This window comes from Geomonas oryzae (assembly GCF_004117875.1).
Classification (GTDB): domain Bacteria; phylum Desulfobacterota; class Desulfuromonadia; order Geobacterales; family Geobacteraceae; genus Geomonas; species Geomonas oryzae.
In genome coordinates this window covers 225237-250721 of sequence record NZ_RAHW01000006.1, presented here as the reverse complement: position 1 = coordinate 250721, position 25485 = coordinate 225237, and the positions used below count along the sequence as shown (strand labels likewise).

Here is a 25485-nt window from a genome sequence, read left to right as displayed (position 1 = left end):
TGCCTGATTTTTCGAGGCGGCCGTGGCAAATCCTCCCCCATGCGGTACATTTGGTGACTGGCAAAAGGCGAAGTCGCACGGACCATTGACCTCGCCTCCGTAGTGACGCACCAACCATTTCAGGAAGTGGAGGCGCATCATGGATATCGGGAGAGAAGACAGGCTGCTCGCCATGGAGTTGGGGACGTTAAGCAAGGAGTCGATCATGAGATCTCAAAGCGTGGAGGAGGACGATTATGAACCTCGTAAGCTCTTCGCCTTTGCGCAGGTTGCCGGGGCGCGGGACCTGATGAAATACCTCCTGGATAACGAGGAGTGGTCCGAGTTCGGGGAGTTCCTGGAGGCGATAATCGAAACCGAGGAGTCGCGATACAGGGAAGCTTCGGAGAGCGGAGACCGCCGAACCATGATCGTCACCATGGCTCACCGCCGCCAGTGCAGCAGGCTGGTAAGGAGGCTGACCGATCCCCGACGCAGGCAATCGCTGCTCGCGCAACTCGATTCGCCTGCGGAGGGTGCCCCCTCACCGTCGCAAAGTTAACCGAAAAATCTCTCGCTGAACCAAAATACACCCATCGGCTCTTCCGGCATGTCTCCGCGTATCTTGCAACTTGCCACGTCTACGCTCTCGACCCCGGCGGCGCTCTCAAATACCATGACCATCTCGAACGCCCGTTCCTCCGAATCCGACACCACGTCGTAGACGATGCCGTAAGCCTGCGCCTCCCGATACCAGGGATGGTCCATCGGGAGCTTGGAGACAATCGCCAGGCGGTAGTATTTGGAATCGGCACTGTAGCGTAATTCTTCCAGCTTCACTATTTCAAAGAGCACCGGAGTGCTGCATCCGAACTCCTCCAGAAAATGCATCAGGAAACTCCGGACCTCTTCCTTTGATCGTCCCTTTTGCAACCGGATGCGCGCGAGTGCCGCGGCCACTAGCCCTACCCTTTTTTGATACTCCTCATCCCCCTCGGTACGCTCCTTGAGAAGGACTTCGGCCAACTCTTCCGCTTCGGCAAGTCTGCCGACCCCCTCCAAAGCAGCCACTCGCGCCTGATCGGCACCCGATTGCAGGGAAGGTTTTTCGACGCCGTCAAGGTAATCAAGCGCCGCCTGGAATTCCTTACAAGCTATCGAGAGAAAGGCCATGTTGAGACGAATCATATCCGCGTTCGCCAGCGGACAAAGCAATGCCTGCTCATAGGCAGCCAGCGCTTCTTCAAATTTATTAAGCTGACCGAGATAGATGCCGAGGAAGTACCAGTTCATCCAAAAAGTGGGGCGTTTCAACACGCCGCGCCTCATCGTTGAAACGGCATCCCTGAAATTCTTGGAGCTGGCGAAGACCTGGGCGGCAATGTAGAAGGCGAGAGGGCCTTTGGCCTCTTCGAGCTTCATCGCGACTTGAATAGCTTCCGAATACCTTTCGGCCTCCAAATGCTCGAGCCCCTGGTTTGTCAGCTTTTCAATCCTCTTGTTGGCTATATCATCCATCACGGCATCTCCTTCACGGCAGTATGTGCTCCACAGTCCCGCACGAAAGATTAAATAACTCACATCAAGCTGTCAATGGTAAGCGCTTCACCTTTCCACCCCGGGAAGACCTATCGAACGGGGTGCGTCCGCAGTCTCCGCCCCCCCCCCGCAACTAGACAGCCGATTCCCCGGCAAACCCGGACCACAATTGACCGTTCTCTTTACGACTTCTTTTTCTCTGTTATCTTTTCTCTGTACTCAACTCATTAATGCCAGGTTCCTGCTTTTCTCAGGCCTGATACAGTGCACCCGAACTTCTACCAAAGGGCCAGCAATGTTCAAAAGTCTCATCCTCATCCTATGCCTCATAGTCTCCGTTGCAGCAGCACCGGCCGCTTACCACCCACAGAAAACGCTGGTGGTAGGAAGCGAGGAGAACTTCCCTCCCTTCTCCACCGGAAGCACCGACGCGACCGCCGGCGGTTTCGCCGTGGAACTCTGGAAAGAGGTCGCGCGGGAGGCGGGGCTCGCGTACACCATCCGGGTCAGGCCGTGGGGCGAACTGCTCCAGGAATTCAGGGACGGCAAGGTCGACGTGCTGGTCAACATCGCCACCTCGGACGAACGCCATCGCTACACCGAATTCAGCGTCCCCCACGTCACCGTCAACGGCGCGGTCTTCGTGCGCAAGGGGGACAACCGCATCCGCTCCGAGGCGGACCTCGCGGGAAAGTCCATCATCGTGTTCAAGTCGGACCTGGCCCACGAATACGCGATATCCAAGGGGTGGCAGAAGCAGCTCGTGCTGGTGGACGATGCACGGGAAGGACTCAAACTCCTTTCCTCGGGCAAGCACGACGCCATGTTGCTCAGCAAGCTTGCCGGCATGCAGACGCTGCGAGAGCTGCACATCAACAACGTGCACCCGCTCGACGTTAAGGCCGGCTACGCGCAAAAGTTCACCTTCGGCGTGCACAAAGGGGAGTCCGACCTCCTCGCCGCGCTGAACGAAGGGCTGGCACTGACCAAGGCCGACGGCGACTATGACGAGCTGTACCAGAAATGGTTCGGCGTTTACGAGCCCAAGGAGCCGACTTTCAGGGACATGCTGAAATACCTGCTCCCCTTCGCGCTGCTGGTCGCGTGCCTCGCCGTCTATTTCTTCTACCGCCGCAACCGCGAACGCAAGGCGTCCGAGGCGGCGTTGCGGGAAAGCAAGCTGCGCCTGGACACCATCCTCGACAACGTCGGCGCCTACATCTTCATAAAGGACACCGACTACCGCTACAGCTACGTGAACCGCGAGGTCTCCGAGTTGTTCGGAAAGCCCGAGGAGATGATCCTTGGCAAGACCGACGCAGCCTTTTTCTCCCCCGAATCGGTGCGGGAGATAATGATCAGCGACCGCCCTGTCCTCGAGGAGGGTCTCACGGTCAGAAGAGAAGAGACGAACCTTGGTGCGGAAAACGAAATAACGCGCAGCTACTGGACGGTGAAACTTCCGCTCAGGGACGAACACGGCGCCATATACGGCCTTTGCGGCATATCGACCGACATCACGGAACTGAAGCAGTTGGAAGACGAGTTGAAGAAGAAAAGCGGCCAGCTCGAGGAGGAACTGACGGAGCGGGAGATCACCCAGGAAACGCTGCAGGAGCAGACGGCGCTCCTCGAAGAACAGACCGCGATGCTCGAAGAGGAGGTCGAGGAACGAAGGAGAGCCGAGATCGCGCTCAAGCAGAGCGAGGAGACCGTCCGGCACAAACTGAAGGCCATTCTGGAGCCCGAAGGGGACATCGGGACGCTGGAACTCTCCGACATCATCGACAGCGAGATGCTCCAGGCCATGATGGAGGATTTTTACAAGATAACCGGGATGCTCGGAGCGGTCCTCGACGTCTCAGGCAAGGTGCTGGTCGCGGTGGGTTGGCAGGACATCTGCACCAAGTTCCACAGGGTCCATCCCGAAGCCTGCAAGAACTGCCTCGAGAGCGACACCGTCCTTTCCAGGGGAGTGGCGTCGGGGACCTACAGACGCTACCGCTGCAAGAACAACATGTGGGACATGGTGACTCCCATAGAGGTTGGAGGCAGGCACGTCGGCAACGTCTTCATCGGGCAGTTCTTCTACGAGGACGAGCCGCCCGACGTGGAGCTTTTCCGCGAGCAGGCGAGGCGTTACGGGTTCGATGAAACTGAGTACCTGGCCGCGCTGGAGCGGGTGCCGCGCTTCACCAAGGAAGCGGCCGAGGCCGGGATGAAGTTCTACGCCGAGCTGACCAGGATGGTCTCCACGCTCAGCTTCGCCTCCATAAAGCTTTCGAGGACGCTCGCCGAGCGGATCCACCTCGAAGAACAGCTCCGGCAGTCGCAGAAGATGGAAGCAGTGGGGCAACTGGCCGGCGGCGTCGCCCACGACTTCAACAACATCCTTCAGGTGATCACCGGCTACGGCAACATGCTGAAGATGAACGAAACCCTCAGCCGGAAAGAGCAGGAATGGGTCGACCACATCCTGTCATCGTCCGAACGCGCGGCGCAACTCACCCAGGGACTGCTGACCTTCAGCCGCAAACAGGTGATCCACCTGGAACCGGTCGATCTGAACGAGGTCATCGAGAACTTCAAGAAATTCATCCTGAGGGTCATCGGCGAGGACATACACCTGAAGACCGTCACCTACGGCGACCGGCTCATCGTGAACGCCGACGTGGGGCAACTCGAACAGGTGCTGATCAACCTGGCGACCAACGCGCGCGACTCCATGCCCAAGGGAGGGATGCTCACCATCGAGACCGGGCTGCAGGCGGTGGAATCCCCTATCGATCACGAGTCCGGGCGGACGGAGCTCGGGAGCTACGCAGTGGTGACCGTGTCGGACAGCGGCACCGGCATGGACGAGGAGACCCGCAAGAGGATCTTCGAGCCCTTCTACACGACGAAGGAAGTCGGCAAGGGAACCGGCCTCGGCATGGCGATCGTCTACGGCATCGTCAAGCAGCATAACGGGATCATCAACGTCTACAGCGAGCCCGGGCACGGGACCACCTTCAGGATTTACCTGCCGGTACAGGAGGCAAGGAGCGAGACGGACGTCCCGGTCGCGCAGATGGAGGCGCCAAGAGGAGGGAGCGAGACCATTCTTTTGGCCGAGGACGATGCCGAAGTCCGCAGCCTGGTGGTCTCCATACTTTCCCAGTTCGGCTACGACGTGATCCAGGCCGTCGATGGGCAGGACGTCGTCGAGCAGTTCGCCGCGAACAGGGAACGGGTGGCGATGATCCTCATGGACATGATCATGCCGAAGAAGAACGGCAAGGAAGCCTACGAAGAAATCTCGCTGCTGCAGCCGGGAGTGAAGGTGCTCTACTCGAGCGGCTACACCGCCGACTTCATCCAGAACCGGGGTGTGTCCGAAGAAGGGATCGAACTGATCATGAAGCCGGTTCGCCCGATGGAGCTGCTGAGAAAGGTGAGGGAGGTGCTGGACCGCTGAGCTTCGGCAGGCCCTTCTTGCGTTGTCGATCCGCAGAGCCGGAAGTTTCCGCTTGAACAATCGAGATAAATAAATTAAATTTCGCCAACCGAAAGCAGCCGGGGCCGACATATTCCGGGAGACGGCATCGGTAGTTCGTGATGTCGATCGATGTAACCGCCGCGAAGGCGGGATCGGAACGCGGGGAGGATGGCATGAAGCTGATTGTTCTCTGCCTGATTACGGCTCTTTTCGCCGGATGCGCGGTCTACGCCCCCAAACATCTGGATACCGCACGGACGGCTGCAGCCTTCGAATCCCGCACCCTCGACGCCCCGGGGCTCAGGAATTTCCTGGAGAAAAACCTCCGTCACGAGATCACGCCCTGGCCTCCAACTTCGTGGGACCTGCCCACGCTCACCCTGACCGCCTTCTACTACCATCCCGATCTTGACACGGCGCGGGCCTCATGGGGCGTCGCCGAGGCCGGAAAGATAACAGCCGGGCAACGCCCGGACCCGAGCATCGGCTTCACGCCGCAGCATCACTCCGACACCGCCGGCGGCACGCTCTCCCCCTGGAGCCTCGGCTTCAACCTGGACATCCCGATCGAGACCGCGGGCAAGCGGGGCTACCGCATCCTGCAAGCCGAAAAACGCTCCGACGCGGCCCGTCTGCACATCGCCGACGCGGCATGGCGGGTGCGAAGCCGCCTGGAGTCAAGCCTCTGCGACCTCTATGCCGAGATGGAGGCCGAGCCGTTGCTGCAGCGGCAAGAAGCCGCGCAAGCGGAGGTCGTGAGCCTTCTCGAAGCGCGTCTCGCTGCCGGAGAAGCGTCGTTACCGGACGTCACACGGTCCCGCCTGGCGCTTGAACGGATCCGCCTCCTCAAGATGGAGGCACGCAAACGGCTCGCGCAATCCCGCGTCGCGCTCGCATCCGCGCTCGGCGTGCCGAAGGAGGCCGTCGACGGCCTCGACATTTCGTTTGGTTTCATCGACGCCCCTTTTCCCCTGCCGGCCGCAGGAGAGCTGCGCCGGCAGGCCCTCACCAACCGCCCGGACATCCTCGCGCTCCTCAGCGATTACGAAGCGGCCGAGGCCGCGCTTCGACTGGAAATCGCCGCGCAATATCCGGATCTTCGCCTCGGTCCGGGCTATCAGTGGGACCAGGGAGACGACGTCTGGTCCATAGGCTTCTCCGTGACGCTCCCGGTCTTCAACCGGAACCGGGGCCCCATCGCGCAGGCGCAGGCGCGTCGCGAAGAAGCCGCCGCACGGTTCGCCGCGCTTCAGGCGCGGGTTTCGGGCGAGGTCGATCAGGCGCTTGCGGGGTACCGCGCCCTTCTCGACAAGCTCGCGACCGCGGATGCGGCGCTCGCGGCGCAACGCACCGCGCGGAACTCCGTCGAGGCCCTCTTCGAGGCGGGCGAGACGGACCGGCTGGCGCTGGCAGGCGCGTCCCTGGAAATGGAGAGTTCGGCGCTGGACCGCCTGGAAGCCCTTTCGGGGGTGCTGCGGGCGCGCGGGGTCTTGGAGGATGCGCTCCAGCGGCCGCTGCCGCTTTCCGAGCTTCTTCCGGCGGACGTGGAGGCGAATCCCAGGCCCGAGAAGGAGGACTGAAACGTGAACCGGAAGAGCCTTAGAGTCATCCTGACCATGGTCATCCTCTCCGGGATCGCGGCGCTCCTCGTGTGGGGGTGGCTGAGAGGGGACAAGGAGCGGGCCATGGACGCCGGGGGAGAGCGCCCGGTGAAAGCGCCGTCGCGGGTCTCGGTTGCTGACGGCGAAGTCGTCGTCGCGGTGGACGAGACCGAGCGGAGGAAATCCGGCATAGCCGTCGCCTCCCCTGCCCCGCTCTCCCGCCGCGGGGAACAGCGCGCAACCGGCGTCGTCCTTCCGCTCCAGGAGTTGTTCGACGGCCTTAACGCTTTTGCCGCCGCAAAGGCCCAGGCGGAAAGGGCGAGGGCGAATCTTTCCGCCTCCCGCGCAGAGTACGAGCGGCTGAAGCTTTTGAACGCCGACGATCGAAACGTCTCGGACAAGGCCCTCCAGGCGGCCGAGGCGGCATGGCGCGGCGACGAGGCGAGCCTGCAGGCCGCAAGCGCCTCCGTGAAAGCGTTGAGCGGAAGCCTGAGACAACGCTGGGGAGGCGTCATCGCCGGCTGGGTGCGCGAAGGGGGTGCCCCCCTTGAGAGGCTGGCGCGTCAGGAGGATCGGCTGCTTCAGGTAACCTTTCTCCCCGACGTGCGAGTCGCCACGGCGCCGCGCACCATACGGCTCCAGACCGCGGGCGGCGCCCCTTCGATCGCGGCGCGCCTGGTCTCGCCCGCACCTGCCACCGATCCGCGCATCCAGGGGATCAGCTTCCTCTACCTCGCCCCGGCTCGCTCCGGACTGCTTCCAGGCATGAACGTGCCTGCCCGGCTGCCGGTCGGCCCCATGGTGCAGGGAGTCGTGGTCCCCGATGCGGCCGTGGTGTGGTGGCAGGGAAAAGCGTGGGCATACCTGGAAAAGGGTGCGGACCGGTTCGTGCGGCGGGAAATTCCGACCTCGGCGCCCGTCGATGGCGGTTACTTCACGGCCGGGGGACTCTCTGCCGACGACCGGGTTGTGGTGAGCGGGGCGCAGCTTCTTCTTTCCGAGGAATTCCGCCCCAGGATCAAGGGGGGAGGGGAAGGTGACGATGACTAGCCGCGACCGCGGCATTATCGCTTCCCTCGTCCGGTTCTCCCTCCGGTTTAGGGGCGTGGTGATCGCGCTCGCCCTCCTCACGGCCGGGTACGGGGTCTATACCCTCGGCGGCGCCAAGTACGACGTCTTCCCCGAATTCGCCCCCCCGCAGGTGGTCATCCAGACCGAGGCGCCGGGACTTTCCCCGGAGCAGGCGGAGGCGCTCGTCACCAGGCCGGTGGAGAACGCGGTCAACGGCCTGACCGGGATCGAGTCGCTCCGCTCCGGCACACTGCAGGGGCTGTCCGTCGTCACGCTGACGTTCGACCCGCGAAGCGACGTGTACCGGGACCGGCAACTGGTGGCGGAACGTCTCTCGACCCTGGCGGGGCGGCTCCCCCAGGGGGTGCAGGCGCCCGTGATCACCCCGCTCACCTCCTCAACGAGCGTGGTGCTGGCGGTCGGGCTCACCTCGGCGACGCGCTCGCTCATGGAGCTTAGAACCATCGCGGACTGGACGGTCAGGCCGCGTCTCCAGGCCGTTCCCGGCGTGGCGAAGGTGGCGGTGTTCGGCGGCGACGTGCGGCAATTGCAGATACAGTTCCGCCCCGACCGGTTGATACGTTACGGCCTCTCCGTCGAGGATCTCCTGGCGGCGGCGCGGCGGGCGACCGGCGTCCGGGGTGCGGGTTTCATCGACAGCGGCAACCAGCGCCTCATCCTCCGGGGCGAGGGACAGTCCCTGACCCCGCATGAACTTGCCCGAACCGTCATCGTGCACCGAAACGGCGCCAACGTTACCATCGGAGATGTGGCGCAGGCGGTCGAGGCCGCGGAGCCTTCGATCGGCGCCGCCTTGATCATGGGGACGCCGGGAGTGCAACTGCTCGTGTCGGAACAGTACGGGGCGAACACCCGGGAGGTGACGGACGCGGTCGAAAAGGCCCTGGCCGAGGTCCGCCCCGGGCTTTCCTCGCAGAAAGTGACCTTGCACGGAGACGTCTTCCGTCCTGCCGACTTCATCGCAACCGCCATCGGAAACGTCGAATCCGCGCTTCTCACCGGCGCGGTGCTGGTGGCGCTCGTCATCTTTCTTTTTCTTTTCAACCTGCGTACCGCCGCCGTCTCCTGCCTCGCCATACCTCTTTCGCTGCTGGCCGGCGTGGCGGGCCTGGAACACCTGGGCCTGAGCCTCAACACCATGACCCTCGGGGGACTCGCCATAGCGGTCGGGATGGTGGTGGACGACGCCGTCATCGACGTCGAGAACATCCTCAGAAGGCTGCGGGAAAACCGGCGCCTGCCGGAGCCGCTCCCGGCGGCGCGGGTGGTTTACGACGCCTCCCTGGAGGTCCGGGGCGCCGTGGTCTACGCCACCTTCGCCATGGCCCTCGTCTTCGTCCCCGTCCTGACCATGTCCGGTCTCGCTGGACGCCTCTTCGCCCCCCTAGGCATCGCCTACATACTGGCGACCTTCGCTTCGCTCGCGGTTGCCCTGACGATCACCCCCGCCTTGTGCCTCGTTCTCCTGGGGGGACGGGAGCTGCCGGAACGGGAGCCGCCCGTGGTCCGGTGGCTGAAAAAGCGTTACCGGTCTCTTCTGGCGACGCTGGACCGTCGCCCCCGCGCCGTCGTCGCAGCCGTCGCGTTGTTCACCCTGGCCGGTCTCGCCCCCTTGCCGTTTTTGGACGCCGCTTTCCTGCCCGAGTTGAAGGAGGGGCACTTCATCGTCCACATGACCGCCGTGCCAGGCACCTCGCTCCGGGAGTCTTTGCGCCTGGGGCGCGAAGTGACGACGGCACTCCTGAAGCTCCCCTTCGTCCGCACGGTGGCCCAGCGTGCCGGGCGGGCGGAGGAGGGAGACGATACGCTCGGCACCCATTCCAGCGAGTTCGACGTGGACCTGAAACCCATGAAAGGGGATGAGGCCGAGCGGGCGCGGGGCGAGATCAGGGCGGCGCTCGACGGTTTCGTCGGCGTGAACTTCTCGGTGAACACCTTTCTCACCGAACGGGTGGAGGAAACCCTCTCCGGCTTTACCGCCCCGGTGGCCGTCAACATCTACGGCGACGACTTGAACGAACTGGACCGGAAGGCGCGCGAAGTTGCCGGAATCCTCGGCGGAATGCCGGGCGCCGCCGATGTGCAGGTGCAGTCTCCCCCGGGGACTCCCCAACTGACGGTGCGCCTGCGCGATGAGGAACTCTCCCGCTGGGGTTTCGCCCCCTTGGACGTTCTCGACGCGGTCCGCACCGCCTACCAGGGGGTCGACGTCGGAGAGACCTACGAGGGGAACCGGGTCTTCGACGTCGCCGTCATCCTCGATGCCCAAACGCGCGGGAGCGTCGCCCGGGTCGGGGACCTGCCGCTGCAAAACCCCGACGGCGCGTACGTCAGGCTGAGACAACTGGCCGACATCTATGAGACCTCCGGCCGCTACGCCGTGCTCCACGACGCGGCCAGACGGGTGCAGACCGTGACCTGCAACGTGGCGGGGCGCGACGTGAACACCTTCGTCAAGAAGGCGAGGAAACGGATCGCCCGCGACGTCACCTTTCCCCCCGGAAGTTACCTAGAATTCACCGGCGAGGCCGCCGCCCAGTCCCGCGCACGCCGGGAACTCCTGGTCCACTCCCTGATGGCGGGCGTCGGGGTCGTCCTGCTTTTGTCGATGGTCATGGGGAACGCGAGGAACCTGCTGCTGGTCATGGCGAACCTCCCCTTCGCCGTGGTGGGCGGGGTGCTGGCGGCGTTCATGACCGGCGGGACCCTCTCCATCGGTTCCATGGTCGGCTTCGTCACCCTGTTCGGCATCACCCTGCGCAACTCCATCATGATGATCTCGCACTACGAGCATCTGGTTCTGGTCGAGGGGATGGCATGGGGAAGGAACGCGGCGATGCGGGGGGCTTCCGAGCGACTCGCGCCGATCCTGATGACCGCGCTCGTCACCGCTTTGGGACTTCTACCCATGGCGATCGGTGCGAGCGCGCCGGGGCGTGAGATCGAAGGGCCGATGGCGCTCGTGATCCTCGGAGGACTCGTCACCTCGACCACACTCAACCTACTGGTGCTTCCCACCCTCGCCCTTCGCTACGGCAGGTTTCAAGGCCGCACGTCCCCCGGGCCGCAAGAGCCTGATCGGGCCGAGTACTGAAACATCCCCCCCTCCCCTGCCCCTGCCCAGTCTACTTCCATTCACAATGTTTACAGTTTTGGCTTGAACAATGACAGCACATCAATTAGATTGCGCTTACCGCCATACATAGATCCAACTCCGGCACCTGATTCCATGCTCCCCCTCTGCGGCAGTAGAGGTATAGCGACGCGGTGCGGCAAGAGAAGGAAATGAGATACGAGAATTTGAAAAGACTAGATGCCGTTCAGGCCGCCTTACACTGCGAGCATCCGGACGTCTGGCTGTTCCTCCTGCGTACCCTGTCCAATGGACAACCCGTATCCAGGGCGAGCATAGCTGATGCTCTTGGGATGTCGCTACATGACGTCGAAATGGCGCTGGGGACTTTTGCAGATGCCGTGTACGACGACAACGGAGACGTAGTAGCCTGCGGTCTGTCGCTTCTTCCGACGCCGCACGCGTTCAAGGTCTGCGGCAAAAAGCTGTACATCTGGTGCGCGCTCGATGCTCTCATGTATCCCGTGGCACTGGATCAAACAGTGCAGGTCGAATCGCGCTGTCCGGTAACGCAGAATCAGGTTTGCATGACGGTGGGTCCAACGGGAGTAAGTGATGTGTCACCGGCTGAAGTCGTCCTCTCCATGGTGATACCCGGAAAGGAGGCCGGCTGTTGCAATGTCCGCAGCAGTTTCTGCAGCGGAGTTCATTTCATCAGTTCAAATGAAGCTGCCGCCACCTGGATGTCGCAACATCCAGAAGCGTTCATTGTGTCAATCACTGAAGCGTGGCAACTGGGATATGCAGTGGTGCAGCGGAGAATGGAAAGAGCTGCAGGTTAGGGTATGAGGTGCATGAAAGTGCCTCTATCGGATTAGATGGTTCCTGGATTAGATGGTTCCTGACCCCTTCGGCTCCCCTATGACGAGATCGGCCTGATCCGCGAGGGGAATCTGGCGGCAGCCGTAAGTCTCACCGGAGCCCTGCTCGGTTTCGCCATTCCCGTAGCCATCGTAATAGCGCACAGCGTGAATCTCGTGGACATGGCCGCCTGGGCGTTGATGGCCACCATGGTGCAACTTTTGTGTTTTCCGTTCTGCGCAAGGTATTGGGGTTTGTAGTCGACGACATAAAAGCCGGCAAAGTCCCCTCCGCCCTCCTCCTCGCCGCCTTTTCCAGCGTCGCCGGTATACTAAACGCGGCGTGCATGACTTACTGAAGCAACTATAGAAGGGGACTGTAGTTGCGCCTTGTAAGCTATACTGAACCTTGCAATCGTGCATGCCGGCCCCAGGAAAGATACTGCCGTATTAGTTAGCGGTTGCACTGAATTAGCTAATCTTTTTTGTGCAATCCGGCGTTCTGTGAAAGGCATGTAAAGTAGAGTTATAACTTAATTGGAGGAAACTAGGATGAGCAAAAAAGAATTTTTTATAAATACTGTTCAGCTTATGGATTTGAATGAGGGTTCATATAATATCCCTACTGTCCTCTACTACAAGGACAGATCAGAATATTTAATAGGGTCCCAAGCTTTAGCTGAAGCTCAAAGGAGGAACCAATCGCATCTTGTAAATGAGGACTTTAAAATAGACCTAGGCAATTACGCCCCCGGAATTCAAACTAAGTCCTCCTTTAGGACAGCAACAGGGGACTCGAAAACGGCGGCAGCATTAACAGCAGATTTCATATATGAAGTTGTTACAAACATAAGCAAATGGCTTGAAGGAAACAATATCGACAAGAGTTCAAGCATTATGGTGGCTGAGCCACTGTCGATGCAAGGAGACATTGTTCCGGAGGGCTGGCTGGCCAACTACAGGCAGAACATAAGAAACCTGCTAAGGGGGAAAGGGTATGACTCTATAGACTTTTTGCCGGAGCCATTTGCTGTTTTTCAGTATTACAGATATGGCCTTAAACATCCTTTAATAGCGCAAAAGGCAAAGCAATTCGCTTTAGTTTTAGACTTTGGCGGAGGGAGCTTTGATGTCTGCGTTATTGAAACGACTAAAGATGGAGATATAAGTCAAAGTGGCAAAAACTCTAGGCCTATGGCAGCGTGTTCTCAAGCAGTAGGCGGTTTTTTTATAAATAGAGCAATAGCAGAAGAGCTCTACTCGCAGAAGGTAGTGCAGAAACATGAGCGAGCTGACTTCCACAAGGCTATTACAGCGTACAAAGATTGGAAAAAGGGTAAAACCGATATAAGCACTCTTAGCAAAAACTACCGTTCCTTTATCATAAATTTTAACAGAACAGTCCACAAGATAGAACAGGCAAAGCTCACACTGAGCAAGTTATTGTCAGAAAACCACTCTTGGGCTTTAGATTCTGATATCAAAAAAATATCTGTCCCTATCCATCTCCCCCAGTCGCCGTTTAGTGAAAGCAGTAACGTCTTGAACGTTCAATTTACAGCCGAAGATTTTAAAAACATTTTTATTGAAAAGATTTGGAAAGCCTATCTACGCCCAACGATAGGGTCTGCGCTCAAACGAAGTGTAGCAGAGTTAAAAGGCGCTCCAATTACGGTCGTTTTGTTGTCCGGCGGGTCTGCAAATATAGGCTGGCTATGCGAGCTGATCACGGATGAGTTTCGGACTGAGCTTTCTGAAGCAGATATTCTACCCTTACCTGATTTTCAAGAGGTAGTAGCAAAAGGCCTTGCCATTGAATGTGCAAGGGTTTTTTACACGAAGAGTGAGGGTGATTTTGGCACTACAACATATAATAGATTGTGCCTAGTGCTGGAAGCAGATGAAACAGGCCACGAGATCCCGCGCTTTAAAGCTGTCCTCGGAACCGAAGACCTTGATTCCGGAATTAATGGCGTACTTTTGTCTTCCGCCAGCTCAATGAAGAATCACATCAATAAATCACTGTATTGGAAATACAGACTAGACCATCCACCAAGAAAACTGCTCGATTACTATTTCCTTCGCTCGAGTTTTGACCCATCTGACTTAGAAAATCTTCAGAACATCGAAGCAAAGACCCTACACTCACCAAAGGGGCTCAAGCTTGACAGCAACCTTCTCTTAAGGCTCATAATAAAGGAAGATGGAACAACATTTCCCAGGTTTTATTACAAGCGAGGTAGAACTGACGACGAAGGTCTATATCTAGACGCGAAGCCATTTTACTTAGACATGACTTTTGCAGCGGAGACGAACTTTAGTGATTCCTACGTTGGATTTGACTTTGGCACTAGCAATTCTGCTGTGTCTTTTATCAATAATAAGTCAGTTCAACTTTACACTTCCCGCAATACGGATAAAGGTTGGCTCAACATCAACGAACTAGCTGACACATTACCTTATCCGTTGTCGGAGCCATTATCTAAGTTTTTAACTAACAGCATATCAAAGCAGCATATGTACAAGCACGGGTTTGAGTTTGTCGAAGCTGCCTTAGCCATGGGGGCCTATATCGCCTACATAGAGTTTTGTGTACATAAAGGACGTGGATCAACAAAGCTGCTTAAAAGCTTCACCCAACGCTCAGCCGGGCCGTTATGGGCTCTTTTAAAGGAATGCTTGGGGCAACTAAATAACAGCGCATCTTTTTCTTCTGTTTATATCGAGTTAGTAACAAATCATGCAAGTGAAGTTGATTCAGCTTTGAAGTTCTACGCACAATTCAAGCACGACAAAATATCATCAGATTATGATGTAAACTCTATTGTCACAATCTTTGCCAATATAAGTGCTAAAGCTTTCTCTAAATACAAATTCGGTTATTTCAACAATGTAAAAAAAGAACGATTTGGAAAAAACAACAATGGCAATTTCATAGTCTGTCACGGTAAACCCCCTTTTAATGAGGTGTATGCATATTCGGGGGGGAGCACTTATTCACAGGAGCAAGCCTTCGTTATCGACGATGTCAATAATGTAGGATTGCTTTTGTATCCTTTGGTTTTTTGGAATTATTGCAGCAAACATCCTGATTTTGACTATTTGAACGGACATTGTTTTTTCTTCGACAAGCAGAATAAAGACAACAGCTTCTCTTACAAGTCGATAGGTCACCTCTGCACCCTCGAATTTGGTCAAAATGATACTGATCTTGCCACTGTTTTTGAGGATCTGTTTTGCCTGAAGACTGAAGACATAAAAATGGAGTACGAAACGTTCGTTCAACTCGTCAAACAGGATTCTTCTTTCTGCGTATAAACAGAGGGCTCAGCCCTTGACACGTAATCAGAGTTGGGACAGGGGGACGGTCATAAGATCATAAGTTTCTTTTGGCTGAAAGGCTCAGCTGATCTAGTTTGTTACGGAAACAGAGGGACGCCCGTGAAATTATGCGTTACTCGTTGCAATAGTCCCTGACCCCAAGGCCTAGGCCTTGGGGTCAGGTCTTTACTCTTGCTCTTCATGGGAGCCAAGTTTAGCCAAGATGCGGTTGACGGTAGAGTAGTGCAAATGAAAATGGTCAGCGACAGCTTTTTGTGTATAGCCGTGATGTTCCACAGCTTCACGAATCATGTGGTCACGCTCCCTTTTCCCTTGCCTGCTAACTTCACTAAATAGGCTCTTAAGGAGGCCTTGGGGGCAGGAAGCTGGAGGGGACGTGCTTGAGTTCCTTGAGTTACTGACTAACGCTCTCACACTACTCGAATCTCGACCTTCCGGTTCACGGCTTCGGCGTAGCGCTTCAGTGATCTGAGGCTGGGGAGGGGATGACCGGACTCGGGGCTAGCCACGACCAACTGGGTCGTCCCCATCCTCCTTGCCACCTCATCCAGGGTCAGGTGTGCCTTCTTACGCGCTTCTATCAACTGAGCATTTGGGGGACGTCAATGAAAAAGGCAGCTGCTGCGCAGGATTTCCGGGACATCCCTCTGCCTACTGAAATATCAAAAAGCAAGACCTGCCCCTAGGCCATGAGCTCTTGCCCACATCGAGACCTGCAGTGATTTTCAAAAAAGCCTCAAGATGCTATCCACCCTTCCGATGAGAATCCCTGAGTAAAACACACAGAGTCAACACAGTTCTCCAATCCTGCGACGTCTCCCCTCATTTCAAAGCGTCACACACAAAGCTAGACATCTCCGACGCTGAGCTTATGTCGGGAAATCAAAATAGATCATGGAGGTAGGATATGATAAAAGTCCTTTTTTCTGGGAGCCTTGCTCTTTTAATAACAGGATGTGGTGTACAGAATAAAGTAGCCGTAATGCAGACTCCATTAGCAGACAAGGCCTGGGAAGGGACAGTTGCTGCAAAGGAATTTTATCCAAAGAGCCAGGACATAAGGGATGACATTCTAAAACGCATTAAAATTGACAACAATGCAGATCCCTATGTTTACAAGTTCATAGACGAGTCGATTTCCCAAAAGAGATCGGAAATGACGTTCGACGGCCCTGATGTGTTTAAAGAAAATGACACTTGTGAGCGGAAGGTTGAATTTATAAAAAATAGGATCATGAATACGCTTGCTATGTGGCCTGATTTAATCACCTATCAATTCACAGCTGCAACCCCCGCCGGAGCAATGCCGAAAACTAGTGTGGCATTCCCAACTATTGTAAACACCCCAACTTTATATAAACAACAAGTGGACAAGTCACTTTCAATAACATGGGGCCATGGTAGCACCGCCACCGGGAACCTTAAGGTGAATTTGGCTGCATCGTTCACTTGCAGACCGGACAGCAATGTTGGGTTCAAAATCACTATCCCTGACTACGAGATAATCAACCCGAATTTGTGGCTTACCAATCAGCAGATTGCAACTCTTTTTGCGAAGTGGGATCAAATTTCAGATACCATGAAATATGTAGAGGGCAACCTCTCAAGCCTGGATATGAATTACAACTATCAAAAGAAAATTGACAAAGCTGCACGCGAAATTCAGACCTCTCTAAAAGAGAGATACAAGAAACTGCCAGAGGTTGTGGTCAACCTCAAAGAAGTCACCCTTAAAGTGCCCTATGAGGTGGTAACATCGAGGATACAGCGTAGGTTGGATTCTTATAAGTTCATCGCCGGCAATTCACGCTACGAGTTTTATGACACTCTTAAGGTCGGCAACGAGACTGCAGATCTAAAAATAATTCTCAAAATATTCCCTGAAGAGGGAGGCAAAACAGCTTCCATTTTAAGCGTTTCCTATACCCCTATCATGGATAGGTTCAGGCATGAGAAGGCTTTTGGTGAAGCTGAGGCCAGAGAGTATCTAAACAACCAGTCCAATTTCATCACCAAGATCATCCTTAACAAATGAGCCTTTCCTGAGCATCAGAGGGACGCCCATGAAATTATGCGTTACTCGGTGCAATAGTCTCGAAATCCAGAGGGACGGGGTTGATTAGTTGACTGAGAGCAGAAAACGGCAGGAATAGTCAACAGATCAACTCCATCCTCTTAATCGGTCCTCTTAATCGCTGATTGTAGATTCTACCTCGTATCATGGGGATGGCCGAAAAAGGAAAAGGAGCCTGTCTCCTTTTCCTCTACCGTCTCACACCACTCGAATCTCAACCTTGCGGTTCACGGCTTCAGCGTACCGCTTCAGCGATCTCAGGCTGGGGAGGGGATGACCGGACTCGAGGCGACCCACAACCGACTGGGTCCTCCCCATCCTCCTTGCCACCTCGTCCTGGGTCATGTGTGCCTTCTTACGCGCTTCTATCAACTGCAAAACGAAATCCCCCATCCCCCTCCCCCCCTCTGTTCATAAAATTTTCATAGATCTTCAGAAAAAATTGTTAGTTACTTCAAGGGCATTTAAAAATGGTTTCGTACAGTAGCGCCATCACCAATCCAAGGAGGCTACTGTATGAACAAGATCAAGCTGATGTATGATGTCGCCGTGACCATGAAGAAGGCCGGGAACCTCGCAGGGGTCCTCACCGCCAACGTCCGCAAGGGACACGAAGAGGTCTTCACCCTGCGTAACGAGTTCCAAAAAGCCGACAGCGGTGTGGGCAGGTCCGTGGTCTCGGCCAGGTTCAACCACGACGGGCACCACGTGACTCGCGAGAGCACCACGGAGTTCGACCTCCCGTGTTGCTGCAAGTCCGGCATGTCGAGACGCTTTTTCCACGGCGGAAGGGGCCGGGATCAGCGGGGAGGAAAATGCGGATTCCTCGGCCGCATTTCCCTTGCCTTGGGAGTACTGAACGGCATCGAGGCGGAGGAGAGGGAAAACGGGATGGCACGTCTGTCACTAAACCTTGACGCGCTTCCGGCAGAGATGAAAGAATGCCTGCTGGAAACCTTGCGGCACAAGGCTGGGCATTGCCATGCTCACGGGTTCCTCGCCGATTACCGCGGGGTCGAAGACCTGCACGGCCAGATCAACGTCGAGATCGACAAGGAGCGCAAGATCCAGAAGATCACCCTCGGGATGGACGGCGGCTTGCGCGACGCCGACAGCGCCCTGCACGAACTCACCGTAAGCGGCGAAGTGGCGCTCGCCTGGTAGCAAGAAGGACGCGCGGCGCGGGTGGCTCGTCCCCCCGCGCCGCGGCCGACTTCGAACTTTTTTGGAGAACCAATGGATAATCAGTACGCCTGGAGAAGACACCGGGAGAACAGTTGCTGCGAGCAGTTCGGGAGGCTCCATCACCACCTGCACCGCCATCACCACGAGTTTCTGCGCTCTCACCGCGTCTTTCGTTACGCACGGCCGGTGGTGTTCCTCCTAAACCTCATCATCCTGGTGCTGCTCTTCAGATGGGCGGGAATCAAGGCGATCGGGATCTTCTTCGCCGTGGTCCTCGTTGTCAAAGAGATCGCGATGTTCGTCTTCCTGAAACGCCTGGAGAAGAGGATCATCGAGCCGATCCAGGAGTTGCAGCGCGGAGTGGAGGAGATCGCCAAGGGGAACTTCGACGTGCGGGTGGAGTGCGATCTCCCCACCGACGTGGGGCTCTTGACGGTATCGTTCAACGAGATGGCGTACCAGCTTTTGCAAGGTGAGCAGGTAAAAGCCGAGTACGAGGAAAACCGCAAGGGCCTGGTGGCCAATATCTCCCACGATCTCAAGACTCCCATCACCTCGATCCGGGGCTATGTCGAGATGCTGCTGGAAGGCGAAGCTTCGCCGGAGCAGCGCGAGCGTTACCTGAAGACCATTCACCACAACATCTCCTACCTGAACCACCTGGTGGACGATCTTTTCCTCTTCTCCAAGCTGGACATGCAAAAGCTCGAGTTGAAGCTCGAGGAGGTTCCCGTCCGCAGCTACTTCGCCGATCTCATGGAGGAGTATCGCCTGGAACTGGAACCGCGGCAGGTAGGACTGAAGTTCGTCGATCTGTTGGACGAGGAACGGCTGGTGAGGATGGACGGCAAGCGCGTCTACCAGGCGATCAACAACATCGTCCGCAACGCCATCGGACACGGACCGGAACAGGGGCTTTCGCTCGAGGTGACTCTCTACCGCCGGGGCGATTGGATCGCCGTGGACATCGCGGACAACGGCCCCGGCATCCCGCAGGACAAGCTGCCGCTTATCTTCGACCGGTTCTACCGGATCGATACGGAACGGCGCAAGCAGTTCGAAAGCACGGGGCTTGGGCTTGCCATCACCAGGGAACTGGTCCAGGCACACGGCGGGGAGATCGCGGTGACGAGTTCGGTTGGAGAAGGGACCTGTTTCACGGTCATGCTGCCGCAGAGTGAAGAGTCGAGGTAAGATGATGAAAAAAGTGCTGCTGATTGAGGATGACCTGGACATCGCCGAACTGGAACGCGACTACCTGCAGCTTAACGGCTACCACACGGAGATCGTCCAGGATGGTGCGGCGGGGCTTAAACGCGCGACCTCCGGGCAGTTCGACATCGTCGTAGTCGACTTGATGCTGCCCCAGGTCAGCGGTTACGACATCATCCGGGAGATCCGGAAGCAACAGGAGATCCCGGTCATCGTGGTTTCCGCGAAGAACGAGGACATCGACAAGATCAGGGGGCTCGATCTCGGTGCGGACGACTACCTGACCAAGCCTTTCAGCCCGGCGGAGTTCATGGCCCGGATCAAGTCGCACCTGAAGCGCTATGAAAGGCTCAAGGGGAGTGCGGTGGGACAGGAGGTGATCCTGCACAAGGGGCTGGAGATCAACACCGGCTCGCGCCAGGTGTTCGTGAACGGCAAGGAGGTTCAGCTCACCACCAAGGAATACGAGATCCTCTTTTTTCTCGCCTCCCATCCCAGTATCGTCTTCACCAAGGAGAGACTCATGGAGGCGATCTGGGGCAACGAGTATTACGGTGACACCTCGACGATCGCCGTTCATATCTACAAAGTCCGCAAGAAGATCGAGGCAGACCCGGTCAATCCCGTCTACATCGAAACCATCTGGGGGACCGGCTACCGCTTCATCCCTTGATGGTATGGTGTAGGCCCAGGCAGGACGTCAACAAACACCAGAGGCAAGTTTAGGAACAACAATGACAATGAAGACACAGTACTACGCAGCGGCAAGTCTTGATGGGTTCATCGCTACAGAAGATGATTCGTTGGATTGGCTGTTCCAGTTGGGCAACGTGGAGGACACCAGCTATCCCGCTTTTATCGCTGAGGTGGGCGCTCTGGCGATGGGCTCTGCAACGTACGAGTGGATGCTGCGCCATGCGGATGAGGTGGCGCTGGAAACCGGATCGGCATGGCCGTACACCCAGCCGGTCTGGATCTTCTCGAGCAGGACGCTCCCTACCGTCAAGGGAGCGAACGTCCATTTCGTCCAGGGGGACGTGAGACCTGTTCACGCTGAAATGAGCAAAGCGGCGGGCTCCAAGAACATCTGGATCGTAGGCGGCGGCGATTTAGCCGGTCAGTTCCATGATGCCGGACTTCTGGACGAGATAATCGTTCAGGTGGGCTCGGTCACCTTGGGGAAAGGCAAGCCCCTCTTCCCGCGTCGCCTGGTCACTCCCCCGTTGACGTTGGTATCTGTGCAGCAGTTCGGCAAAGGCTTCGCCGAGTTGCGATACCAAGTACAGAAGCCGCCCCTTTGACACTCTGAAGGGACTGGCTCCGTAGGTGCCTGTCCCTCTAGCGGAGAGGCTTGAACATCCCCTTCGACGGCTACTATTTACCCCGTAGGACCGGCTCGTTTACTGGGGAGGACTTATGGAAGGCATGGTGCTTGGAATCGATGCGGAAGGGGGAGTCATCAGGACGGGTCGGGACGAGTTCTGAAGTATCGCGCCCTTCCAGGATGACGCGATCGTCTCGCCTAAATATGTTACTCAATCATCGGTTTTAAGGCGATAGCCCACACCCGGTTCTGTAATGATATATTTTGGTCTTGATGGATCTGATTCTATCTTACGGCGCAGATTACTTATATTGACTCGCAGTACATGCGGTTGCTCCAAATATCCGACACCCCACACTTCTTTAAGAATGTGGCTGTGAGTAAGCACTTTTCCGGCATGGGTGACTAATAGTCGTAATATATCGTATTCAGTCGGTGTTAGCGATATTTCACGGCCACTAGCAGTTACTCTGCGACTTGACAAATCTACGGCGAGATCACCGCAACTAAACAGTGGTTCTGGTGTCTGGTGCAGTGTTCTTCTCAGAGATGCACGAATTCTTGCCTGTAATTCGTTGACACCGAATGGCTTTGAAAGATAATCATCGGCGCCGGCATCAAGAGCGGCAACCTTGTCATCCTCTCTCTCCCGAACTGACAATATAATTATAGGTACTGATGACCACTCACGAATACGTTTGATTACCTCAATACCATCAAGATCAGGCAAGCCAAGGTCCAGTAGGATTACATCCGGCTTCGTTGTTGCTGCAGCAGCAAGACCGGAATACCCACCTTCTGCTAAATGGACCGTGAATTCGTTTTCCAAAATAGTCTGGAGAAAACGACGAATCGGTAGTTCATCATCAATGACCAATACGCGGAACAGTTTGTTCGAATTCATCGTCTAACCTCTGTCAATGACAAATTCAGCTACAGGCAACATTACTTCTACCTTCAAACCACCCTCTACCCGATTTGATGCGGTAATTTTCCCACTATGAGATTCAATGATCCCTTTAGCTATGGAAAGTCCCAACCCGGAACCTCCGGTTTTTTCAGGGACCGTAACGCGATGAAACTTGTCAAAAATGCGCTCTTCTTCACCGTCAGGCACTCCAGGCCCGCTATCGCTTACGGTAAGAATAATAGATGTTTCCTCCAACCGTGCCGACAGCAAGATATCAGCATCTTCAGGCGAATGTTTGATGGCATTGTCCAGCAAATTTACCAGCGCCTGAGTCAGAAGAGCCAAGTCAACAGAAACCAAAGGCAAATTGGGTACTATTGATGTCACGATATGATGTGTGCCTAAACGCTGTTCGACACCTCCAATGGCACATCCGATAATTTCATCTATTTCGCAGTCTGTAAGTCGGGGTGAAAGCACTCCCGCCTCAAGTCGGGTCATGTCGAGCAGGCTACCAACAAAACGGTTGAGGCGGCCTGCTTCTTCCGAAGCAGCAGAAAGCATGGCCCTACATTCGTTCGAGTCGTATACTTGGTCATTGTTTAACAACAAGTCGAGAACTCCTGATATGGTCACTAACGGGGTGCGCATATCATGGGATATGGAATTCAGAAGCGCCTGTTCTAAATGAGTTTTTTGACGAAGTATTCGTGCTTCCTCTGCTTGATGTGACAAACGTACTCTTTCAAGCGCCATTGCCGCCTGGCCGGAAAATGCCTCCATCAACTGAAGGTTTTCAGCCAGCGCCGTTTCATTCTCTTCGATTACCATTGTGCCAACAGTTTGTTTCCCGGTCTTGATCGGAACGAATATAAACGAAGAATCAGAATAAGCAGATGTTCCTTTCCCGGCACATCGACCACTTTTAATTACCCAATTGGCGATCTCGACGCTTCTGTCATTTAGAGTAAGCGTAGTGGAACCATCAACCGTTTCAAGGTCATTTTCATGATCAAGCAAAACAGCCAGGGGGGAACCAAAGTTGCGGAGCACTGCTCGCTGTAAGGCGCCAATGATCGCAGGTACATCAGCGGCAACAGACAAATCACGAGTAAGATAATAGAGACTACTTGTCCGAGCTTCTTGCCGTTCAACTTGATCTACTTTTTCGCGTATTTGTGCAACAAGGGAACTGATGATGACGCCCACTATAAAAAGCGCAAAGAAGGTGATCAAATATTCCGAATCTGAGACACGAAAGGAAAAACGAGGTGGTATAAAAAGAAAGTCGAAAGCAAGAACCGACAGAAAGGCACTCAGAATGGCTGGCCTTAGTCCAAGCCGCGCAGCTGCCAGTACCACAGCAAAAAGATACAGCATTACCATGTTGGCTGGTGCGATGGATGTTCTTACCACCTCACACAGCAATGAGGCTAATGCAACAAGGGTGACTGCGCCGAGATAGCCGGAAAGCGTGTGAGTAGTCTTCATTGGGGAATCTTACCCTCGAACCTGTATGATGTCAGTAGCAGAATTACGTCCTCACCCTAATTGGCATAATGACGGTTGTCAGCCCGTCCCATTGAAGTCTGCGTTGTATGGCGAATGCCGTCTCGTTATGCAGCAGACGATGATAGAACTTTTCAAGCCTGAAGGTAATCTGACCCGTAAAAACTGTTGATCGCGGAAACTCCTCAGCCGTTGCCTTGCACAGCTCGACCGCGCTCTCAACAACATCGGTAGATAAAGCGGTTCGAAACTCAGCCGCCAGGCCAAGTTTATGAGCCATGGCCACATATGCCTCCAAGCTGGTCCTTACTGATGACTCAAGCGCTTCGATTTCTTCAGCTCCTTTGAAAGAACCTGAATCAATCATGGCGACTGAAATAAAGACGATATTTTTATAGGTTTTGGGGAAGGTGGACATAATGGAAAAAAGCGTGTGTACGCCGAAACCGCTGTATCCCGAAACCAGCTGGATAACTGTCGGAGCGTTTTTATCAATCGCCGGCGGTTCTCCATGTTGCAATATTGGCACATCAAGCAGGGTATCATCCAGATCCTTCATGCCCTGACGAACACTTACATAGTGCCCTTTGATCATGTAACAAAGCCCTATGACTACTGATGTTATGACGAGTGTAAGCCATCCCCCTTCGGCGAATTTCTCAACCGTAGTAATGATCAAGATGGTAACGCAGAGCAACAACCCTAAAAGGTGAACCAACAAATGGCGAAACCACAGCGGGTCCTCTCTTCTTCGCTGAATGAAAAATTTGGACATCCCAAGCTGGGACAGAGAGAAGGTTATAAAGACATTGATTGAATACATTACCACCAATGCTGAAACGGACCCTCCGGTATAGAATAACAGGGCAATGGCGGCGGTACCCATCAGAAGGATCCCATTGCGCATGGTCAGTCGAACAGATAGTGCTGCGAAGCGGTGTGGGAACCATGAATCGATAGCCATGTTTGACATTACGCGCGGCCCGTCAACGAATCCCGCTTGGGCAGCCACCAACAACAGTGCGCCTTCGGAAAAAATTGTAATTGAAGAAATCCAACTCCCCATCGGCCATTTGGCAAAGAGGTTATCTGCCAGTACGGCGTTGAGTGTTTTTCCTTCTACAGGAGTGACTCCTAACAGGGAGTAGCAAAGAAAAAGGACTCCTGCGGTAAAGGCCAAGGAAGATGCCATGTAGAACATGGTGCGTTTGCCGGTCTGCACTCTGGGTTCACGCATTATTTGCAAGCCGTTTGAAACTGCTTCAATACCAGTGTAAGTTCCGCCCCCCAAGGAGTAGGCTCGTACAAAGAGCAAAAGTATACCGAAAATGCCGATGTTTGAAAGGTCATGGTTTAAGCCGCGATGTATGTCGTTTGCCAAGGGAACAAATTTGTCAGTATGCGTCATAACCCCGTCGAGCAGCATTAATACATGAGTTCCAACGAAGATCATGAAGATCGGAGCAAGAACCGATATGGATTCCTTGACCCCCCGGATATTGAGAATTATCAGGATCACCGTAAAAATACAGGCTACCGGCACCTTGTAATGATGGAGGCCTTTAGGAACATAACTGAATACCGCATCACAACAGGAGGCAATGGAAATGGTAATAGTCATTACATAATCAACAAGTAGGGCGCTGCCTGAAACAACTCCGGCTTTTTCGCCAAGCATGTGTGTTGCAACGATATAACCGCCTCCACCGTGAGGGAAGTGCTCTATTATTCGAGAGTAAGCATATGAGATGATAAACACCGTCAATGCAGTGGCAAAACCGAGAAAAATAGCCAAATAGTTATGCTCTCCAAGAGCACGGAAAGCCTCTTCAGGACCGTAGGCCGACGAGGACAACCCGTCTGCACCAAGGCCGACCCAAGCCAAAACAGGAATAAGAGCCATCTTGTGAAACAGGTGCGGGTCTTTCAGGTATTTTGGCGATCCAAAAATTGTTCGGAATGCCCTGCCGACAAATGATATGGATTTCAGCTTGTCTTCATTCATTTTTGGCTCCCGAATTCTGCAGGCTGCCAATAGGTACCAACTTCCATTTACGGACCGAACGGTCATAAACAGGCAATTGACCATAACGCACCTTGGGTGGTGCAAGATTCGTGGCGCCCTCCGCTTCGAGCACGTCCCTAGAATCCCAATAATCTTCGCCTAAATACAAGCCACTACTGATATCAAACAGATAGACTTTCATATCCACCTCCATAACGCAACAATAGCCCTATGTGCATAAAGATGGTGTCAAGATAGGGATGAAGGACATCAAGAAAGTATCAAGAAGAGAAAAACAGAGC

At 55.3% G+C, this 25485-nt stretch carries 21 protein-coding genes; 13 read left to right on the top strand and 8 right to left on the bottom strand.

Features of this window, described 5'->3' with window-relative positions:
- Positions 1 to 139 precede the first annotated feature (139 nt).
- Positions 140 to 541 (top strand): hypothetical protein, encoded by a 402-nt coding sequence (locus D6Z24_RS16130; protein ID WP_129127633.1) that lies wholly within the window; start codon positions 140 to 142, stop codon positions 539 to 541.
- Here the strand turns inward: D6Z24_RS16130 and D6Z24_RS16125 are convergent.
- Positions 538 to 1497: a tetratricopeptide repeat protein gene (locus D6Z24_RS16125; protein WP_129127632.1), complete on the bottom strand. Its 960-nt coding sequence runs from the start codon at positions 1495 to 1497 to the stop codon at positions 538 to 540. The genes D6Z24_RS16130 and D6Z24_RS16125 overlap by 4 nt on opposite strands.
- A gap of 316 nt (positions 1498 to 1813) precedes the next feature.
- Here D6Z24_RS16125 and D6Z24_RS16120 point away from each other — a divergent pair, with 316 nt between their 5' ends.
- The 7 genes from D6Z24_RS16120 (at position 1814) to D6Z24_RS16090 (ending at position 14940) form a co-directional block, all read left to right on the top strand.
- Positions 1814 to 4975, top strand: a complete 3162-nt coding sequence (locus D6Z24_RS16120; RefSeq protein WP_129127631.1) for a PocR ligand-binding domain-containing protein — start codon at positions 1814 to 1816, stop codon at positions 4973 to 4975.
- A gap of 194 nt (positions 4976 to 5169) precedes the next feature.
- On the top strand, positions 5170 to 6576 hold the full coding sequence (locus D6Z24_RS16115; protein ID WP_162605151.1) for a TolC family protein: 1407 nt from the start codon (positions 5170 to 5172) through the stop codon (positions 6574 to 6576).
- A 3-nt stretch (positions 6577 to 6579) separates the two neighbouring features.
- Positions 6580 to 7647: an efflux RND transporter periplasmic adaptor subunit gene (locus tag D6Z24_RS16110; protein ID WP_129127629.1), complete on the top strand. Its 1068-nt coding sequence runs from the start codon at positions 6580 to 6582 to the stop codon at positions 7645 to 7647.
- Complete coding sequence (locus D6Z24_RS16105; protein ID WP_129127787.1) at positions 7640 to 10783, top strand: efflux RND transporter permease subunit; 3144 nt, start codon at positions 7640 to 7642, stop codon at positions 10781 to 10783. Before D6Z24_RS16110 ends, D6Z24_RS16105 begins: the two co-directional genes overlap by 8 nt.
- Before the next feature lie 191 nt (positions 10784 to 10974).
- The gene (merB, locus tag D6Z24_RS16100) at positions 10975 to 11604 is read left to right on the top strand and encodes an alkylmercury lyase MerB (protein ID WP_129127628.1); all 630 of its coding nucleotides are present in this window, start codon (positions 10975 to 10977) and stop codon (positions 11602 to 11604) included.
- Positions 11605 to 11691: 87 nt separating this feature from the next.
- A complete protein-coding gene (locus D6Z24_RS22105) occupies positions 11692 to 11883 on the top strand; it encodes a DUF350 domain-containing protein (RefSeq protein WP_129127786.1) in 192 nt (63 codons plus the stop codon).
- A gap of 291 nt (positions 11884 to 12174) precedes the next feature.
- Complete coding sequence (locus D6Z24_RS16090) at positions 12175 to 14940, top strand: Hsp70 family protein (protein WP_129127627.1); 2766 nt, start codon at positions 12175 to 12177, stop codon at positions 14938 to 14940.
- Between the two features lie 189 nt (positions 14941 to 15129).
- On the opposite strand, the gene D6Z24_RS22035 is transcribed toward D6Z24_RS16090, so the two are convergent.
- Complete coding sequence (locus D6Z24_RS22035) at positions 15130 to 15255, bottom strand: helix-turn-helix domain-containing protein (RefSeq protein ID WP_129127626.1); 126 nt, start codon at positions 15253 to 15255, stop codon at positions 15130 to 15132.
- A 119-nt stretch (positions 15256 to 15374) separates the two neighbouring features.
- On the bottom strand, positions 15375 to 15548 hold the full coding sequence (locus D6Z24_RS16080) for a helix-turn-helix domain-containing protein (RefSeq protein WP_129127625.1): 174 nt from the start codon (positions 15546 to 15548) through the stop codon (positions 15375 to 15377).
- 323 nt (positions 15549 to 15871) lie between these two features.
- On the opposite strand from D6Z24_RS16080, the gene D6Z24_RS16075 reads away from it, so the two are divergent.
- The gene (locus D6Z24_RS16075) at positions 15872 to 16999 is read left to right on the top strand and encodes a hypothetical protein (protein ID WP_129127624.1); all 1128 of its coding nucleotides are present in this window, start codon (positions 15872 to 15874) and stop codon (positions 16997 to 16999) included.
- Positions 17000 to 17236: 237 nt separating this feature from the next.
- On the opposite strand, the gene D6Z24_RS16070 is transcribed toward D6Z24_RS16075, so the two are convergent.
- Complete coding sequence (locus D6Z24_RS16070) at positions 17237 to 17431, bottom strand: helix-turn-helix transcriptional regulator (RefSeq protein WP_129127623.1); 195 nt, start codon at positions 17429 to 17431, stop codon at positions 17237 to 17239.
- 123 nt (positions 17432 to 17554) lie between these two features.
- Between D6Z24_RS16070 and D6Z24_RS16065 the strand changes: the two genes are divergently transcribed.
- From D6Z24_RS16065 to D6Z24_RS16050, 4 genes are all read left to right on the top strand, one after another.
- Positions 17555 to 18202 (top strand): hypothetical protein, encoded by a 648-nt coding sequence (locus D6Z24_RS16065; protein WP_129127622.1) that lies wholly within the window; start codon positions 17555 to 17557, stop codon positions 18200 to 18202.
- Between the two features lie 72 nt (positions 18203 to 18274).
- Positions 18275 to 19417: a HAMP domain-containing sensor histidine kinase gene (locus D6Z24_RS16060; protein WP_129127621.1), complete on the top strand. Its 1143-nt coding sequence runs from the start codon at positions 18275 to 18277 to the stop codon at positions 19415 to 19417.
- A gap of 4 nt (positions 19418 to 19421) precedes the next feature.
- Complete coding sequence (locus D6Z24_RS16055) at positions 19422 to 20108, top strand: response regulator transcription factor (protein ID WP_129127620.1); 687 nt, start codon at positions 19422 to 19424, stop codon at positions 20106 to 20108.
- Between the two features lie 67 nt (positions 20109 to 20175).
- On the top strand, positions 20176 to 20736 hold the full coding sequence (locus D6Z24_RS16050) for a dihydrofolate reductase family protein (RefSeq protein ID WP_129127619.1): 561 nt from the start codon (positions 20176 to 20178) through the stop codon (positions 20734 to 20736).
- A gap of 234 nt (positions 20737 to 20970) precedes the next feature.
- Here the strand turns inward: D6Z24_RS16050 and D6Z24_RS16045 are convergent, their stop codons facing one another.
- Genes D6Z24_RS16045 through D6Z24_RS16030 form a run of 4 tightly spaced genes read right to left on the bottom strand, consistent with a single transcriptional unit; the run spans position 20971 to position 25385 of the window.
- Positions 20971 to 21663: a response regulator gene (locus D6Z24_RS16045; protein WP_129127618.1), complete on the bottom strand. Its 693-nt coding sequence runs from the start codon at positions 21661 to 21663 to the stop codon at positions 20971 to 20973.
- Positions 21664 to 21666: 3 nt separating this feature from the next.
- The gene (locus D6Z24_RS16040; RefSeq protein ID WP_129127617.1) at positions 21667 to 23160 is read right to left on the bottom strand and encodes a DUF4118 domain-containing protein; all 1494 of its coding nucleotides are present in this window, start codon (positions 23158 to 23160) and stop codon (positions 21667 to 21669) included.
- A gap of 43 nt (positions 23161 to 23203) precedes the next feature.
- Positions 23204 to 25183 carry an APC family permease gene (locus D6Z24_RS16035; RefSeq protein ID WP_129127616.1) on the bottom strand — a complete coding sequence of 660 codons (1980 nt, stop codon included), beginning with the start codon at positions 25181 to 25183 and terminating at the stop codon, positions 23204 to 23206.
- Positions 25176 to 25385 (bottom strand): hypothetical protein, encoded by a 210-nt coding sequence (locus tag D6Z24_RS16030; protein ID WP_129127615.1) that lies wholly within the window; start codon positions 25383 to 25385, stop codon positions 25176 to 25178. The genes D6Z24_RS16035 and D6Z24_RS16030 overlap by 8 nt, the downstream gene beginning before the upstream one ends.
- Positions 25386 to 25485: the final 100 nt, after the last annotated feature.